Source organism: Streptomyces antioxidans (genome assembly GCF_000968685.2).
GTDB lineage: Bacteria > Actinomycetota > Actinomycetes > Streptomycetales > Streptomycetaceae > Streptomyces > Streptomyces antioxidans.
Genome location: NZ_LAKD02000029.1, coordinates 22,274 through 38,038 on the forward strand (window position 1 = coordinate 22,274; position 15,765 = coordinate 38,038).

12 protein-coding genes are annotated in these 15,765 nt (G+C 74.3%); 3 read left to right on the top strand and 9 right to left on the bottom strand.

What is annotated here, in order from left to right; genetic code table 11:
* The first annotated feature begins 215 nt into the window (after nucleotides 1–215).
* Genes VT50_RS11810 through VT50_RS11820 form a run of 3 tightly spaced genes read left to right on the top strand, consistent with a single transcriptional unit; the run spans nucleotide 216 to nucleotide 4,020 of the window.
* Nucleotides 216–1,802 carry a nitrite reductase gene (locus VT50_RS11810; protein WP_053048835.1) on the top strand — a complete coding sequence of 529 codons (1,587 nt, stop codon included), beginning with the start codon at nucleotides 216–218 and terminating at the stop codon, nucleotides 1,800–1,802.
* Nucleotides 1,799–2,449 carry a precorrin-8X methylmutase gene (locus VT50_RS11815; RefSeq protein WP_079343822.1) on the top strand — a complete coding sequence of 217 codons (651 nt, stop codon included), beginning with the start codon at nucleotides 1,799–1,801 and terminating at the stop codon, nucleotides 2,447–2,449. Before VT50_RS11810 ends, VT50_RS11815 begins: the two co-directional genes overlap by 4 nt.
* A complete protein-coding gene (locus VT50_RS11820; RefSeq protein ID WP_079343823.1) occupies nucleotides 2,446–4,020 on the top strand; it encodes a precorrin-2 C(20)-methyltransferase in 1,575 nt (524 codons plus the stop codon). Before VT50_RS11815 ends, VT50_RS11820 begins: the two co-directional genes overlap by 4 nt.
* 44 nt (nucleotides 4,021–4,064) lie before the next feature.
* On the opposite strand, the gene VT50_RS11825 is transcribed toward VT50_RS11820, so the two are convergent.
* The 9 genes from VT50_RS11825 to VT50_RS11865 form a co-directional block, all read right to left on the bottom strand.
* Nucleotides 4,065–4,823, bottom strand: a complete 759-nt coding sequence (locus tag VT50_RS11825) for a cobalt-precorrin-6A reductase (RefSeq protein WP_046089953.1) — start codon at nucleotides 4,821–4,823, stop codon at nucleotides 4,065–4,067.
* Nucleotides 4,824–5,053: 230 nt separating this feature from the next.
* A complete protein-coding gene (gene cobM / locus VT50_RS11830; RefSeq protein ID WP_046089940.1) occupies nucleotides 5,054–5,824 on the bottom strand; it encodes a precorrin-4 C(11)-methyltransferase in 771 nt (256 codons plus the stop codon).
* Nucleotides 5,821–7,233 carry a precorrin-6y C5,15-methyltransferase (decarboxylating) subunit CbiE gene (gene cbiE, locus VT50_RS11835; protein ID WP_240529135.1) on the bottom strand — a complete coding sequence of 471 codons (1,413 nt, stop codon included), beginning with the start codon at nucleotides 7,231–7,233 and terminating at the stop codon, nucleotides 5,821–5,823. The genes cobM and cbiE overlap by 4 nt, the downstream gene beginning before the upstream one ends.
* Nucleotides 7,234–7,283: 50 nt before the next feature.
* Nucleotides 7,284–8,120 carry a DapH/DapD/GlmU-related protein gene (locus VT50_RS11840; RefSeq protein ID WP_046089941.1) on the bottom strand — a complete coding sequence of 279 codons (837 nt, stop codon included), beginning with the start codon at nucleotides 8,118–8,120 and terminating at the stop codon, nucleotides 7,284–7,286.
* Between the two features lie 105 nt (nucleotides 8,121–8,225).
* Nucleotides 8,226–8,984: a (2Fe-2S)-binding protein gene (locus VT50_RS11845; protein ID WP_046089942.1), complete on the bottom strand. Its 759-nt coding sequence runs from the start codon at nucleotides 8,982–8,984 to the stop codon at nucleotides 8,226–8,228.
* On the bottom strand, nucleotides 8,977–10,008 hold the full coding sequence (meaB, locus tag VT50_RS11850; RefSeq protein ID WP_046089943.1) for a methylmalonyl Co-A mutase-associated GTPase MeaB: 1,032 nt from the start codon (nucleotides 10,006–10,008) through the stop codon (nucleotides 8,977–8,979). Before meaB ends, VT50_RS11845 begins: the two co-directional genes overlap by 8 nt.
* A complete protein-coding gene (gene scpA / locus VT50_RS11855) occupies nucleotides 10,008–12,236 on the bottom strand; it encodes a methylmalonyl-CoA mutase (RefSeq protein WP_046089944.1) in 2,229 nt (742 codons plus the stop codon). The genes meaB and scpA overlap by 1 nt, the downstream gene beginning before the upstream one ends.
* On the bottom strand, nucleotides 12,233–14,119 hold the full coding sequence (gene mutA / locus VT50_RS11860; protein ID WP_046089945.1) for a methylmalonyl-CoA mutase small subunit: 1,887 nt from the start codon (nucleotides 14,117–14,119) through the stop codon (nucleotides 12,233–12,235). The genes scpA and mutA overlap by 4 nt, the downstream gene beginning before the upstream one ends.
* A gap of 254 nt (nucleotides 14,120–14,373) precedes the next feature.
* Nucleotides 14,374–15,651, bottom strand: coding sequence for a cytochrome P450 family protein (locus tag VT50_RS11865; protein WP_046089946.1), 1,278 nt, complete (start codon nucleotides 15,649–15,651; stop codon nucleotides 14,374–14,376).
* Nucleotides 15,652–15,765 lie beyond the last annotated feature (114 nt).

The following is a 15,765-nucleotide window of genomic DNA, read 5'->3' on the forward strand; positions in this document are numbered from 1 at the left end:
GCCGGGCGGTGGGTTCCGGTCGCGGTTCCGGTCCCGCGTGGAGCCTGGCGGGGGCGGTGGGTTCCGTCCCCGTGGGGCCCAGCCGGGGCGGGGGGGTTCCGGTCTTCTTGGAGTCCGGCCGGGGCGGTGGGTGGGTCGGGCGTCCGGTCTGCGCGGAGGCTGGCCGGGCGGCGGGTCCCGGTCTCCCCCAGGCCTGGCCGGACCGGATCGTCGGTATGCTCGCCGCCATGCCCCTCCCCCCGACAACCACCCCATCCGGGGATGAAACCCCCGTGCGCGGGCGCGCCGACGCCTGTCCGGGCGCACTGCGGCTGCACCCGGCGGACGACGGTGCGCTGGCCCGGATCCGGGTGCCTGGCGGGGTGCTGACGGCCCGTCAGGCGCAGGCACTGGGGCGCATGGCCGAGGAGCTGGGCGACGGGCGGCTGGACATCACCTCACGCGGCAATGCGCAACTGCGCGGCCTGACGGCGGGGTGCGGCGCGGAGCTGGCGTCCCGGCTGCGGACGGCCGGGCTGCTTCCCTCGGACCGCCATGACCGGGTGCGCAACATCGTGGCGTCGCCGCTGTCCGGCCTGGACGGCGCGGGGCACGCCGATGTGGTGGCGTGGGTACGGGAGTTGGACGCCCTGTTGTGCGACGACCCGGGTGACGGCGCGTACGGCGACACAGCGGCGGGGCGGGGTGAATTGTCGGGCTTGTCGGGCAGGTTTCTGTTCGCGCTGGACGATGGCCGTGGCGATGTGGCCGCGTTGGGTGCGGATGTGACATTGATCGCAGCGCCTGGCGGTGGAGCGGTGCTGATGACCGGGGGGCCACTGGTGGGTGGGGGTGTGTCGCCGCCGCCGGGGGCGACACACCCGGACACGGCTGCGTGGCGGGGGCGTCGTACTGACGGCTCCGACACGCTCGGCCGTGGCGCGGAGGCGAACACCGGCGGTGAGGGCGTGGCGAGCACCGCCATGGACGGGTCGGTGGCAGGGGGCGGCGGCCTCTGGGTGCGGGGCGATGACACGCCGCGGGCGGCGGCGCTGGCCGCGGTGGAGTTCCTGACACGAGTGCGGGAGAGCGGGACCCGGGCGTGGCGAGTGCGCGAACTCCCCGCCGAACACGCCGTGACGACCGGCGGATTGGCCGCGCGACTCGCCGAGGCGGGCATCGAGGCCGTACGGGTGGAGCACCCACCCGTACGCGCGTCCGCCACGCCACCCGCCCCCGGGCCGGTCCCCGGCCCGAACGGTCGCCACGCACTGTCCGTCGCCCTTCCCCTGGGGCGGGTGAGCGCCGCGCAATGGCGGCTGCTCACGGCGCTCGCCGCCCGGGACGGGGCGGATGAGCTGCGGATGACACCGTGGCGCGGTGTGGTGCTCCCCGGTTTCGCGCCGGACGACGCGCGCGACGCCCTGTCGGAACTGTCCGGGGCGGGACTGGTGACCACGCCGGACTCACCGTGGCTCGGGGTCGGTGCGTGCACGGGACGCCCCGGCTGCGCCAAGTCCCTGGCGGATGTGCGGGCCGACGCGGCACGCGTGGTCGCGGGCGGTTCGCGGCCGCGGCCGGTGTATCCGGTGTACGTCTCCGGCTGTGAACGGCGCTGTGGCCATCCCGGGGGCCGCTGGGTGGACGCGCTGGCGACCGGCGACACGGGCTATCGGGTCACCGCACGGGGCGGAGCGAAGGGCGACACGCCGGAGGCGGAGGCCGGCGAGGACGGCGTGAACGGCATGGACGTCGAGGACGGCCGGGAAGTGACAGCAGAGCAGCTGGCCGACGCCGTTGCGGCGGCCCGTGGAACGACATGATCGAGGACACCGTGTTCGACTACGAGAAGGACGGAGCGGCCATCTACCGCGCGTCCTTTGCCACCATCCGCGCCGAGGCCGACCTCGGCGGGCTCCCCGCCGACATCAGCCAGGTGGCGGTGCGGATGATCCACGCCTGCGGCATGGTCGACCTGGTCAAGGACCTCGCCTACACGCCCGGGGTGGTCTCCCGCGCCCGTGCCGCGCTGCGGTCCGGCGCGCCCGTGCTCTGCGACGCGCGCATGGTGGCCAGCGGGGTCACCCGCAAGCGGCTGCCCGCCGACAACGAGGTGATCTGCACCCTCTCGGACTCGGCCGTACCGGAGTTGGCGCGGCGCATGGGCACCACACGGAGCGCCGCCGCGCTGGAGCTGTGGCGGGACCGGCTCGAGGGGTCGGTGGTGGCGGTCGGCAACGCGCCCACGGCGCTGTTCCGGCTGCTGGAGATGATCGAAGAGGGAGGGGCGGGCGCGCCGCGCCCGGCCGCCGTGATCGGCGTGCCGGTGGGCTTCATCGGCGCGGCCGAGTCCAAGGAGGCGCTGGCCGGACATCCGGCGGCGCTGGACCACCTGGTGGTGCACGGCCGGCGCGGCGGCAGCGCCATCGCCGCCGCCGCGATCAACGCGATAGCGAGCGAGGAAGAGTGAGCGAGCAGCAGACGGCCCGTCTCTACGGTGTGGGGCTCGGCCCCGGCGACCCCTCCCTGATGACCGTACGCGCGGTGGAGGTCATCGCCGCGGCCGATGTCATCGCGTACCACAGCGCCCGGCACGGGCGGAGCATCGCGCGCTCCATCGCCGAGCGCCATCTGCGGCCCGACCACATCGAGGAGCGGCTGGTCTATCCGGTCACCACGGAGACCACGGACCATCCGGGCGGCTATCGCGGCGCGATGGAGGAGTTCTACGCGGACGCCGCCGCCCGGCTCGCCGCGCATCTGGACGCGGGGCGCACGGTCGCGGTGCTCGCGGAGGGCGATCCGCTCTTCTACGGCTCGTACATGCACATGCACAAGCGGCTCGCCGACCGCTACCCGACCGAGGTCGTCCCCGGTGTCACCTCGGTCAGCGCCGCGGCCGCCCGGCTCGGCACACCGCTGGTGGAGGGCGAGGAGGTGCTGACGGTCCTCCCCGGCACCCTGCCGGAGGAGGAGTTGACGGCCCGGCTGGCCACGGCGGACGCGGCGGCCGTGATGAAGCTCGGCCGGACCTTCCCGACGGTGCGCCGGGCACTGGAGCGGTCGGGCCGACTCGCGGACGCGCGCTATGTGGAGCGCGCCACGATGAACGCGGAGCGTACCGCCCCACTGGCCGAGGTGGACCCGGAGTCGGTGCCGTACTTCTCCATGGCAGTACTGCCAAGCCGCGCGGGCGCGCCCAGCAGTGATGGCGCGGACGCACCAGGCGGCGGGCGCGAAGACGCACCGCGCGGCGGCCGGGTCGGCGCGCCGTACCGTGCGGGCGGTCGCTTGGGCGAGGTCGTGGTCGTCGGGCTTGGTCCGGCCGGTCCGTTGTGGCTCACCCCGGAGGCGCGTGGCGAACTGGCCGCCGCCGAGGACCTTGTCGGCTACACCACGTATCTGGACCGGGTGCTCGTACGGCCGGGCCAGCGGCGCCACGCCTCGGACAACAAGGTCGAGGCCGTACGCGCCGAGTTCGCGCTCGACCTGGCCCGGCGGGGGCGGCGTGTCGCCGTGGTCTCCTCGGGCGACCCGGGCGTGTTCGCCATGGCCACCGCCGTCCTGGAGGCCGCCTCGGAGGACCCCTACCGCGAGGTCCCGGTGCGGATCGTGCCCGGTATGACGGCGGCCCACGCCGCCGCCGCCCGGGCCGGTGCCCCACTCGGCCACGACTACGCGGTGGTCTCCCTCTCCGACCGGCTCAAGCCCTGGGAGGTCATCGCGGAGCGGCTGCGCGCCGCCGCGGCGGCCGACCTGGTGCTCGCCCTCTACAACCCCGGGTCCCGCAGCCGCGTCTGGCAGGTGGGCAAGGCCCGCGAACTCCTGCTGGAGCACCGCGCCCCCGACACGCCCGTGGTGCTGGGCCGCGACATCGGCGGTCCAGGGGAACGCGTACGGATCGTCCGGCTTGCCGATCTCGACCCGGCCCAGGTCGACATGCGCACGATCCTCCTGGTGGGTTCCTCCCAGACCCGCACGGTCCGCCGCGGCGACGGCACGGAGGTCGTCTGGACCCCGCGCCGCTACCCGGAGGCGTAGCGCCCGGAAGGCTCCTGGCGCGGAGCGCGCCGGAAACCTCCGCGTCAGGCCAGGGTCGTCCGCAGCCAGGCGGCGGCTTCGGCCGGGGTTTCGGCCGTCGGGACGCCCTGGGGGGCGGGTGGGCGGCGGATGATGACGACCGGGAGGGCGGCGGCGCGGGCCGCGGCGAGTTTGGGGGCGGTGGCGTGGGCGCCGCTGTCCTTGGTGACCAGCACCTCGATGCGATGGCGGCCCAACAGCTCCGTCTCTCCCTCCAGGGTGAACGGGCCACGGTCGAGGATCACCGCCATCCGGGGCGGGAGCGGCGGCTCGGGCGCGTCGACCGAGCGGACCAGGAACCACTGCCCGGTCAGATGGGCGAAGGCGGCCAGGCCCATCCGTCCCGTGGTGAGGAAGATCCGCTCCCCCAGGCCAGGCAGCAGTCGCGCGGCCTCGGCCAGCGAACCGGCCGGGTGCCAGCGGTCGCCGGGACCTGGCACCCAGCCGGGGCGGCGCAGGGTGAGCAGGGGAACCTGGGCGTCGGCCGCCGCCCGGGCAGCGTGGGCACTGATCGTGTCGGCGAAAGGATGGGTGGCGTCGATGAGCGCGTCCACCTGGTGTTCGCGGAGCCAGCGGGCCATGCCCTCGGCGCCGCCGAACCCGCCGATCCGCACCTGCCCCACCGGCAGCCGCGGTGCGGCGACCCGGCCCGCGAGGGAGCTGGTGACCCGCAGCGCGGGAGTGTCGGCGAGCTCGTCGGCGAGGTGGCGCGCCTCGGTGGTGCCGCCGAGGATGAGCACATGGCCCGCCGGTGCGCTGTTCATCGGGATCGGGTGCCTTCCGTCGTCCGTGCGCCCGTCATCGTATGCGCGGCCACGCCCACCGCTGCGCTGGGTGCGGAGTTCCCCGATCCGGCGGCCGTGGACGTCATCTGCGTCGACCACGCCGGGCCCACCGTGCGCGGCGTACGGCGCCGCCCCTGTCCATCCGAACGGCTGGGCGGGGATCGACGTCTTCCGGCGGGGCGACCCGCGCTTGGCGCCGAAGCAGGGCCTCAGGTCGTGGGCGACGAGTCCGGGAAGTCGGGGCGGGGCCTGGCTGGGGAGTAGAGGTGGCTGTCGGGGAACTGGGCGGCGGCCAGGGTGCGGCCGACGACGATGACCGCCGTACGGACCACGCCCGCCGCCTTCACCTGGGCCGCGATGTCGTCCAGCGTGCCGCGCAGGACCAGTTCGTCGGGGCGGCTGGCCATGGCGACCACGGCGGCCGGGCAGTCGGCGCCGTAGTGCGGGAGGAGTTCGGCGACGACGCGGTCCACATAGCGGGCGGCGAGGTGCAGGACGAGCAGGGCGCCACTGCGGCCCAGGGTGGCCAGGTCCTCGCCGTTCGGCATGGGGGTGGCCCGCTGGGCGATGCGGGTGAGGATGACGGTCTGGCCGACGGTCGGGATCGTCAGCTCGCGCTTCAGCGCCGCCGCCGCGGCGGCGAAGGCGGGGACGCCCGGGACCACGTCGTACGGCACGCCGGCCGCGTCGAGGCGGCGCATCTGCTCGGCGACGGCGCTGAAGACCGACGGATCGCCGGAGTGGAGGCGGGCCACATCGTGGCCCGCCTGGTGGGCGGCGAGCAGTTCGGCGGTGATCTGGTCCAGGTCGAGTTGGGCGGTGTCGACCAGGCGCGCGTCCGGCGGGCATTCGGCGAGGAGTTCGCTGGGCACCAGGCTGCCCGCGTACAGACACACCTGGCAGCGGGCCAGGGTACGGGCGCCGCGCAGCGTGATCAGGTCGGCGGCGCCGGGGCCCGCGCCGATGAAGTACACCGTCATCGTGGTTCTCCTTGAGCGGCCTGCGGGGCCTCAGCGGCGTGAAAAGCTTCAGCAGCTTGAACGGCTTCATCGGCCTGCGCGGCTTCGACGGCCTGCGCGACTTCACCGGCTCGTGCGGCTTCAGCGGCCCGCGCGGCTTCGGCGGATCCCTCGGGATCGGCGGCGTCCCCGCCCGGGCCCCGGCCGGCGAGCGGTTTGGTGGCGGACCACTGGGTGACGGGCATCGCCTGCCGCCAGCCGGTGAACGCCCCGACCGGGGTGGCGTGGGAGACGCCGAGGCGGACGAGGTCGCCGCCGTGGCGGCGGTACCAGTCGGCGAGCAGCGCCTCGGACTCCAGGGTCACGGTGTTGGCCACGATCCGCCCATCCGGCGGCAGGGCCGCCCAGCAGGCCTCCAGCACCCCCGGTGCGGTCAGACCGCCGCCGATGAACACCGCGTCGGGGGTGGGCAGTCCGGCCAGCACGTCGGGCGCGGCGCCGGTGACGACGGTCAGCCCGGGCGCGCCGAGCGCGGCGGCGTTGCGCCCGATGCGCTCGGCGCGCACCGGATCGCGTTCGACCGAGACCGCCCGACAGCTGCGGTGGGCGCGCATCCACTCCACGGCGATGGAGCCCGAGCCGCCGCCGATGTCCCACAGCAGCTCACCGGGGGCGGGGGCGAGCACGGCGAGGGTGACGGCCCGCACATGGCGCTTGGTCAGCTGGCCGTCGTGGTCGTACGCGGCGTCGGGCAGCCCCGGCGTGAGCGACTGCCGACGGGCGTCGTCCGCCGGGGCGCAGTCGACGGCGATGACGTTGAGGGGGTCGCCGGGCGGATGGGGCCACTCCTCGGCCGTGCTCTCCACACAGCGCTCCCGCGCGCTCCCCAACTGCTCAAGCACCCGCATCCGGCTGGGGCCGAAGCCGCGCTCCCCGAGCAGCCCGGCCACCTCGGCGGGCGTGTCCGCGCCCGCGCTCAGCACGAGCAGCCGCCGCCCGGCGTAGAGCTCGCGGTTCAGCGTGGCCAGGGGGCGGCCGACGAGGCTGATCACCTCGGTCTCCTCCAGCGCCCAGCCGAGCCGGGCACAGGCCAGGGAGACGGACGACGGATGGGGCAGCACCCGCAGCCGCCCGGCGCCCAACAGCTCGGCCAGGGTGCGGCCGATGCCGAAGAACATGGGGTCGCCGCTGGCCAGCACGGAGATCAGCCGCCCGGTGTGCGCGGCGAGGAGACCGGGGACGGCGGGGCGCAGCGGGGACGGCCAGGGCACCCGTTCGCCGGGGCACTCCGGCGGCAGCAGGCCAAGATGGCGCCGTCCGCCGATGACCACCTCGGCCGTGCGCAGCGCCCCGCGGGCGGCGGGGCCAAGCCCCTCCCAGCCGTCGGCGCCGATGCCGATGACGGTCACGGGGGGAGGCGGCGGGCTCACGGTGGTCACCTTCGCGGGTCGGGAACGGTCCACGAAACTCTACTGACCTGCTACGACGGCCCCGCCCCCGGCTCCCGCTCCAGCCCCCTCTCCGCCTCCTCGAGGTCCCGCTCCGGTTCCCGCTCCTCCGCCCGGTCCCGGGGCCGCCCCCGCTCGCGCTCCAGCTCGGCCAGCGCCAGCAGTTGCTCGACGGTCATGTCCGCGGGGATCGGCACCGGCGCCGGGGTGCGCAGCGGTGGCTGCCAGCCCTCGTCCGGGGCCCAGCGCCGTATGATCCGGGCCGGGGCCCCGGCCACCACCGCGTGGTCGGGCACCTCGCCCCGTACGACCGCGCCCGCCGCGACCACCACATTGCGGCCCAGCCGCGCCCCCGGCAGGATCACCGCGCCCGCGCCCAGCCAGCTGCCGGGGCCGATGTGGACGGGCTCGGAGCGTGGCCACTGGCGGCCGATGGGCTGGTCCGGATCGTCGTAGGAGTGGTTGTCGCTGGTCACATAGACGTAGGGGCCGCAGAAGACATCGTCGCCGAACTCCACGCGCACGGAGGCGATCACATGGCTGCCCCGGCCAAGCACCACGCCGTCGCCGATGCGCAGCACCGGTTCGGGGCCGAGGTCCACATCGGGCATCATCCCGGCGGTGAGGGTCACCTGCTCGCCGATGACGCAGTGCTCGCCCAGCTCGATCCACGGTTCGCCGAAGAGGGTGCCCTGGGGGAACGCCAGCCGGGTGCCGACGCCGATGCGGCCGAAGCGGTACGGGCCGGGGCGCTCGGCGGTCACCGCACCGGCCCGCTGTGCGGCGCGCCAGCCGCGGTGGACCAGACGGGAAGTGACACGTCCGCACCAGCCCCGCCATGATGAGAACACGTTCTCGTTCTTCGGCATTCGCCCACCGTATCGGCCCATCGGGAGGCCGTACCCACCGGGAGACCGGCTACCTCACGCGAGCGTCCGCCTCAGAAGAGCCTCTGCCTCGGGCGAGTGTCCGCCTCACCCCGCCGTCCCGCGCCCACTCCCCCGCCCCGGCGCCTCGCGCAAGACACAGTCGCCGCACAACCCGCCGCCCGGCACCCGGTAGTAGAGGCAGCAGGAGCGGCGCCGATAGCCGAGCGGCGCGGAGTTCAGGGTGCCCGCGTCACTCAGCGGTGGGTGGTCGAGCTGGGCGCGCGTCAGCTCGACGGCCCGGTCCGCCGCCTCGGCGCGGCCGTGCGCCCAGCACCAGTCGTGCAGCACCCGCAGCGAACCGGCCAGCGCCGAGGCCGCGTTGCCCCACAGCAGCCGCCCCGGGACCCGGTACGCCCGCTCGATGGCGCGGTGCAGTGGCAACAGGTGAACGAAGGCCGCGGTGCCCAGCTGACCGGCGAGTCCGCCCGGTTCGCCCATCACGGTCGGCACGCCGGGCCACCACAGGTCGTCGGGGGCGACACGCCCGGGGTTCCACCACAGCCGGTCGGCCCGGAGGTGGGACACCGCGCCGGAGAGGGCGGCCGGGCCGAGCGCGAGCGACCACACCCGGGCGGCGAGCCCCTGGTACACGAGCGAGGCCGCGACCCTCGGCTCATCGGTGCGCAGGCTCGCGGCGACCGCCTCGACACGGGCGCGCAGCACCGGCCCGGGGGCGCCCGCGTCGGTCAGCCGGTACGCCTCGCCGATCCGCGCGTATCCCTCCGCGCCCGGATCGCCGCTGCCGGTGCGCAGCGCGAAGAACGGCCCGACCCGCGCCGCGTCCGGCAGCGGCCCCTCATCCACCGTCGGCCGGGACCTGAGACGCCCCACCGTCGGCCGGGGCCTGGGCCTGGAACGCCTCCAGCAGCCGGTCCGCCGCCAGCGTCGCCGTCAGCGCGCCCTCCCGGACCCGCTGCTCCAGCTCGGGCCCGAGCCGCCGCACCTCGGGGTGGGCGTGCAGCCGGGCGAGCAGTTGGTCGCGCACCATCGACCAGGTCCAGTCCACCTGCTGGTCGCGCCGCTTGGTCCGCAGCGCCCCCGTGGCCTCCAGCACCCTGCGGTGCTGTTCCAGGCGCTCCCACACCACGTCGAGCCCGGTGGACTCGCGGGCGCTGCAGGTGAGCACCGGCGGGTTCCAGGGCGCGTCCGGGGGCTGCAACAGCCTTAGCGCGCCCGCCAGTTCACGGGCCGCCGACTTGGCGTCCCGTGCGTGCGGTCCATCGGCCTTGTTGATGGTGACCACGTCGGCGAGTTCCAGGACGCCCTTCTTGATGCCCTGGAGCTGATCGCCGGTGCGGGCCAGGGAGAGCAGCAGGAAGGAGTCGACCATGTTGGCCACCGCGGTCTCGGACTGGCCCACGCCCACGGTCTCCACCAGCACCACGTCATAGCCCGCGGCCTCCATGACGACCATGGACTCGCGGGTGGCGCGGGCGACCCCGCCCAGCGTCCCGGCGGTGGGCGAGGGCCGTACGAAGGCGTCGGGGTCCACCGACAGCCGCTCCATCCGGGTCTTGTCGCCCAGGATGGAGCCGCCGGTGCGGGTGGACGAGGGGTCGACGGCCAGGACCGCGACCTTGTGGCCGACCCCGGTGAGCATCGTGCCCAGGGCGTCGATGAAGGTGGACTTGCCGACACCGGGCACCCCGCTGATGCCGATCCGCCGGGCCCCGCCGGTGTGCGGCAGCAGCTCGACCAGCAGCCGCTGGGCGAGGTCGTGGTGGTCGGGGCGGGTGGACTCGACAAGCGTGATCGCACGCGCGATGTACGCGCGCTTGCCGTCGAGCACGCCCTTGGCGTACTCCTCGATGTCGATCGTCCGTGGCATTACAGCTCGTGGCCGAGGTCGGCGGCCAGCTTCCGCACCAGGTCGTGGGCGGCGTCCGGGATGACCGTGCCCGGCAGGAAGACGGCGGCCGCACCGACCTCGTGCAGGGTCTGGACGTCCTGCGGCGGGATGACCCCGCCGACCACGATCGTGATGTCCTCGCGCCCCGCCTCGGCCAGCTGCTCGCGCAGCGCGGGCACCAGCGTGAGGTGGCCGGCCGCGAGCGACGACACGCCGACGATGTGCACATCGGCCTCCACCGCCTGCCGCGCGACCTCCTCGGGGGTCTGGAACAGCGGGCCGACGTCCACGTCGAAGCCCAGGTCGGCGAAGGCGGTGGCGATCACCTTCTGGCCGCGGTCATGCCCGTCCTGGCCCATCTTGGCGACCAGGATCCGGGGGCGGCGGCCCTCCTCCCGCTCGAACGCCTCGACCAGGGTGCGGGTGCGGTCCACGCCGGACGACGGTCCGGCCTCGTCTCGGTACACACCCGAGATCGTACGGATCTGGCCGGAGTGGCGGCCATAGACCTTCTCCAGCGCGTCGGAGATCTCGCCGACGGTGGCCTTGGCGCGGGCGGCGTCCACGGCCAGCGCCAGCAGATTGCCCTCCAGGCCCGCGCCGGGCCCGGACTCGGCGGCCGCGGTCAGGGCGCGCAGCGCGTCCTGGCAGACGGCCTCGTCGCGCTCGGCGCGCAGCCGCCGCAGCTTCTCGATCTGCTGGGCGCGCACCACGGAGTTGTCGACCGCGCGGACCTCGATCGCCTCATCGCTGTCGACCCGGTACTTGTTGACGCCGATCACCGGCTGGCGCCCGGAGTCGATCCGCGCCTGGGTGCGGGCCGCGGCCTCCTCGACGCGCAGCTTGGGGATGCCCGCGTCGATGGCCTTGGCCATGCCGCCGGCCGCCTCGACCTCCTCGATGTGCTGCCAGGCCCGCCGCGCCAGGTCGTAGGTCAGCTTCTCGACGTACGCGCTGCCGCCCCAGGGGTCGATGACGCGGGTGGTGCCCGACTCCTGCTGGAGCAGGATCTGGGTGTTGCGGGCGATGCGCGCGGAGAAGTCGGTGGGCAGTGCTAGCGCCTCGTCCAGCGCGTTGGTGTGCAGCGACTGGGTGTGGCCCTGGGTGGCGGCCATGGCCTCCACACAGGTGCGCGCCACGTTGTTGTAGACGTCCTGGGCGGTCAGCGACCAGCCGGAGGTCTGCGAATGGGTGCGCAGGCTGAGCGACTTGGGGTTCTTCGGGTCGAACTGCCTGACCAGCTTGGCCCACAGCAGCCGCGCCGCCCGCAGCTTGGCGATCTCCATGAAGAAGTTCATGCCGATGGCCCAGAAGAACGACAGCCGGGGCGCGAAGGCGTCCACGTCCATCCCGGCGTCCAGACCGGCCCGCAGATACTCGACGCCGTCCGCGAGGGTGTACGCGAGCTCCAGATCGGCCGTGGCCCCGGCCTCCTGGATGTGGTAGCCGGAGATGGAGATGGAGTTGTAGCGCGGCATCCGCTGCGAGGTGAAGGCGAAGATGTCGGAGATGATCCGCATCGACGGCTGCGGCGGATAGATGTAGGTGTTGCGGACCATGAACTCCTTGAGGATGTCGTTCTGAATGGTCCCGGCCAGCTTCTCGGGCGCCACGCCCTGTTCCTCGGCGGCCACGATGTAGAGCGCCAGCACGGGCAGCACCGCGCCGTTCATCGTCATCGACACGCTCATCCGGTCCAGCGGGATGCCGTCGAAGAGCTGCCGCATGTCGTAGATGGAGTCGATGGCCACGCCCGCCATGCCGACGTCGCCGGTGACCCGGGGGTGGTCGCTGTCGTAGCCCCGGTGGGTGGGCAGGTCGAAGGCGACCGACAGGCCCTTCTGCCCGGCCGCGAGGTTGCGGCGGTAGAAGGCGTTGGACTCCTCGGCGGTGGAGAAGCCCGCGTACTGCCGGATGGTCCAGGGCTGGTTGACGTACATCGTGGGGTACGGGCCGCGCAGATAGGGCGCGGCGCCGGGGTAGGTGCCCAGGAAGTCGACGCCCTCGAGGTCCTCGGCGGTGTAGAGCGGTTTGACCCCGATGCCCTCGGGGGTGTCCCACACCAGGTCCTCCACGCCCTTGCCCACGCCGTTCTGGAACGCGGCGGCCCAGTCACCGGAGCTGGGCACCGGGCCTTCGGCCGGTCCGTCCAGATCGACCGCCGAGAAGTCCGGGATCTTCCCGGGCTCCACCGGAGAGCCCGTCATCGCGCCACCCCCATGGTGTCCAGAGCCGAGGAGAGCACCTCGACCGCGTCGCAGCCCGCGAAGACGTATCCGTCCACTCCGGCCCGCTCGTACTCGTCCTGTTGTGCCCCCGGCCGTCCGGCCAGGTAGACCCGGGCCGCACCGGCGGCCTTCAGCCGCTCGGCCACGGCGCCCGCCTCCTGCGCGTACAGCTTGTCGCTGGAGCAGAGGCAGGCCACCCGGGCGCCGCTGGCGGTGAACGCCTCGCCGACCGTCTCGGCGGTCACCGTGACCGGCTCGTGCACCGCCTCGATCCCGCCCGCCTGGAAGAGGTTGGCGGCGAAGGAGGCGCGGGCGGTGTGCGCGGCGGCGGGGCCCAGCGCGGCCAGGAAGATCCTGGGCCGGCCGCCCTCGGCCGCCAGCCGGGCGTCGGAGCGCGCGCGCAGCGCCTCGTACGCCTCGTCACGGCGCACCCTCGGCAGTCCGCCGCCGGGCTGCTCGGGCGCGGGCTCGCGCTCGACGGGCCGCTCGGCGAGGTCAGGGAACTCGCTGACGCCGGTGATCGGCTCCTTGCGGCGGGCGAGGGCGCGGCCGCGGCGGGCCCAGGTCTCGGCGAGCCGGTCGCGCACCAGCCCGGAGGCGAGGGCCGCGGCCATGCCCCCGGCGCGCTCGATCTCCTGGAACCAGGCCCAGGCGGCGCGGGCCACGTCGTCGGTGAGCTTCTCGACGTACCAGGAGCCGCCGGCCGGGTCGATCACCCGGGCCAGGTGCGACTCCTCCAGCAGGATCGTGGAGGTGTTGCGGGCGATGCGCCGGGCGAAGTCGTCGGGGAGGCCGATGGCGCTGTCGAAGGGCAGCACGGTGACCGCGTCCGCGCCGCCGACGCCCGCGGCGAGGGTGGCCACGGTGGTGCGCAGCATGTTCACCCAGGGGTCGCGCCGGGTCATCATCACCGGTGAGGTCACCGCGTGCTGGCGCTGGGCACGCGCCTCGGAGGGCGCGCCGCACGCCTGCGCCACCCGCGCCCACAGGCGCCGGGCGGCCCGGAGCTTGGCGGTGGTGAGGAACTGGTCGGCGGTGGCCGCGTAGCGGAACTCCAGCTGCGCGCAGGCGGCTTCGACGCCCAGCCCCTCTTCGGTGAGGGTGCGCAGATAGGCCACGGCGGCGGCGAGGGAGCAGCCGAGCTCCTGGGCCGCCCCGGCGCCCGCCTCGTGGTACGGCAGCGCGTCCACGGCGAAGGCCCGCACCCCCGGGTGGTCGCGGTCGCAGATCCGCGCGAGGTCGGCGGCCGCGGCCAGCTGCCCGGCCAGGCCCTCGTCGCGTCCGGTGCGGGCCGCGAGGCCCAGCGGGTCCGCGCCGAGGTTGCCGAGCGCGGCGCCGGGGGGCACCTCGCGGCCCGCGTAGAGCCGCAGCAGGGCGCGGGCGGCGTCCTCGAAGTCGGCGCCCGCGTCGAGGGCGACGGTGGCGAGGTCGAGATAGACCCCCTTCAGCGCCTCGGGCAGGGCGTCCACGGGCACCCCGGCGGCGCCGGCGGCGAGCCAGACCGAACCCGCGCCGTTCTCCAGGTCGGCGAGGATCGCCTGGTTGGTGCGCACCGGATCGGGGTGGGCGTGGCGCTGGCGTACGTCCCAGCCGGATACGGCGGAGCCCTCGGCCCGGCCGCCGCGCACGAAGGGCGCGAAGCCGGGGAATCCGGCGTCCTCGGGGGCGTCGTCGGCGGTGTAGAGGGGGTGGACGGTGACTCCGTCCTCGACTGCGGTCGCAAGGGCCTCTTCGGCCCCGGCGCCCACGGCGTCCGAGGTGCCGGTTTTACGCAGCACGCCTTCGACGAGGTGGCGCCATTGGTCTCGCGTCACTTCCGGGAAATCGTCGGCTAGGGGAAGCCCGTCGGGCAGGACCGTCATAGGAGGAGGCTAATGGGGCCCGCCAAAGCCGGAGCAGTGGTTAAGGCTGTGAGCTTACTCTCTAGTGATCTCAAGGGTGAGCCCTAGGGATTTCAGGGGTAGCGCCGCCCGCGGCCGGGGGCGCGACCGTCCAGAGCGCCCGGACGCACAGAGGCCCGCCCGGTGCGACGGGGGATGCACACCGGGCGGGCTCGAGGACCTTTTTACCGCATCGGCGGGGGGTTATGCATCAAAAACCTGTTCGCTTCCTCCGATCACCATGCGACAGGCAGTGAGATCAGGCCACGCGCGCGCATCGTCGGCCGCCACCGGAGCCGATCCCTCGGGACGTCAAGCCGCAGCCCCGGGAACCGGCGAACCAGCGCGCCCAGAGCGGTTTCCATCTCCATTCGGGCCAGCGGCGCGCCGAGGCAGTAGTGGATGCCATGGCCGAGCGCAAGGTGACCGGTCCGGCCAAGATGTGGATTGAACTCGTCCGGATCCTTGAAGTGGGCCGGGTCACGGTGGGCCGAGGCCAACGACAGCAGCACGGTCTCCCCGGCGGGGATGGTCACACCGCCGATCTCGATGTCCTCCAGCGGGAAGCGGCGGATCCCCAGTGCCGCCGGGCCCTCGTACCGCGCCAGCTCGTCGAAGGCCGCGGCGAGACCGCTGGGATCCGCGCGCAGTCGCCGGAGCACCGCGGGGTGGTCGAGCAGGGTGAGCACCGAATTGGCGATGAGGTGGACGGTGTTCTCGTAGCCCGCGAGGAGGATGAGGAAGGCGAGCGAGGTCAGTTCGTCCTCGCTGAGCCTGCCGCCGTCGCCACTGCCCTCCCCGCTGCTGCCACCGCCGTCGCTGCCTCCGCCGCCGTCCCCGGCCTCCTCGTCACGGACCCGGATCAGGTCCGAGAGCAGGTCGTCCGCGGGCTCGGCGCGCTTCTGCGCGATCAGCTCGGTGTAGAAGCGGAGCATGCTGCCGACGGCTTCCTTCGTCGCCCCCGGCCGCGCCGGGTCGGGGGTGATCAGGGCGTCGCTCCAGGCCCGGAAGTCGCGCCGGGCACGCTGCGGAACGCCGAGCAGATCGCAGATGACGATGATGGGCAACTGCCCGGCGTAGGCGGCCAGGAGGTCCGCGCGGCCAGCGGGCTCGATGGCGTCGAGCAGTTCCTCGGCGACCCGCCGTACCGGTTCGCGCAGCTTCTCCACCCGGCCGGGGGTGAACGCCTTGACCACCAGCCTGCGCACCCGGGTGTGGTCCGGCGGGTCCATGTTGAGCAGATTGGCGTCGAGGGCGGGCGGCAGCGAGAAGCCCTGGTAGTTGCCCGGCGCGGCGTGGCGCTTGTCCAGGGCGAGGCGCGGATCGGCGAACAGCCGCCGCACATCCTCGTAACGGGTCACCAGCCAGGCGGGACGGCCATCGGTGCCGGCGACCCGGTGGACCGGACCGGCCTCGCGCAGCGCGGCCAGTGCCGGGTAGAGGTCCTCGATCAGCGGGGCGGTGTCAACGAGCTCCGGGCCGTCCGCTCCGGCGGCGTTCGCGGTGTTCTGCATGGATCCCGACTCTAGGGCGTGGCGTCCGCGGTGCCTGGGCGGGTGGGCCGTTCCGGCCCGGCCGGGCGATGTGCGCGCCGGGGGTGGATGGTGGTGGCCGGGAGGCGGCGCCGG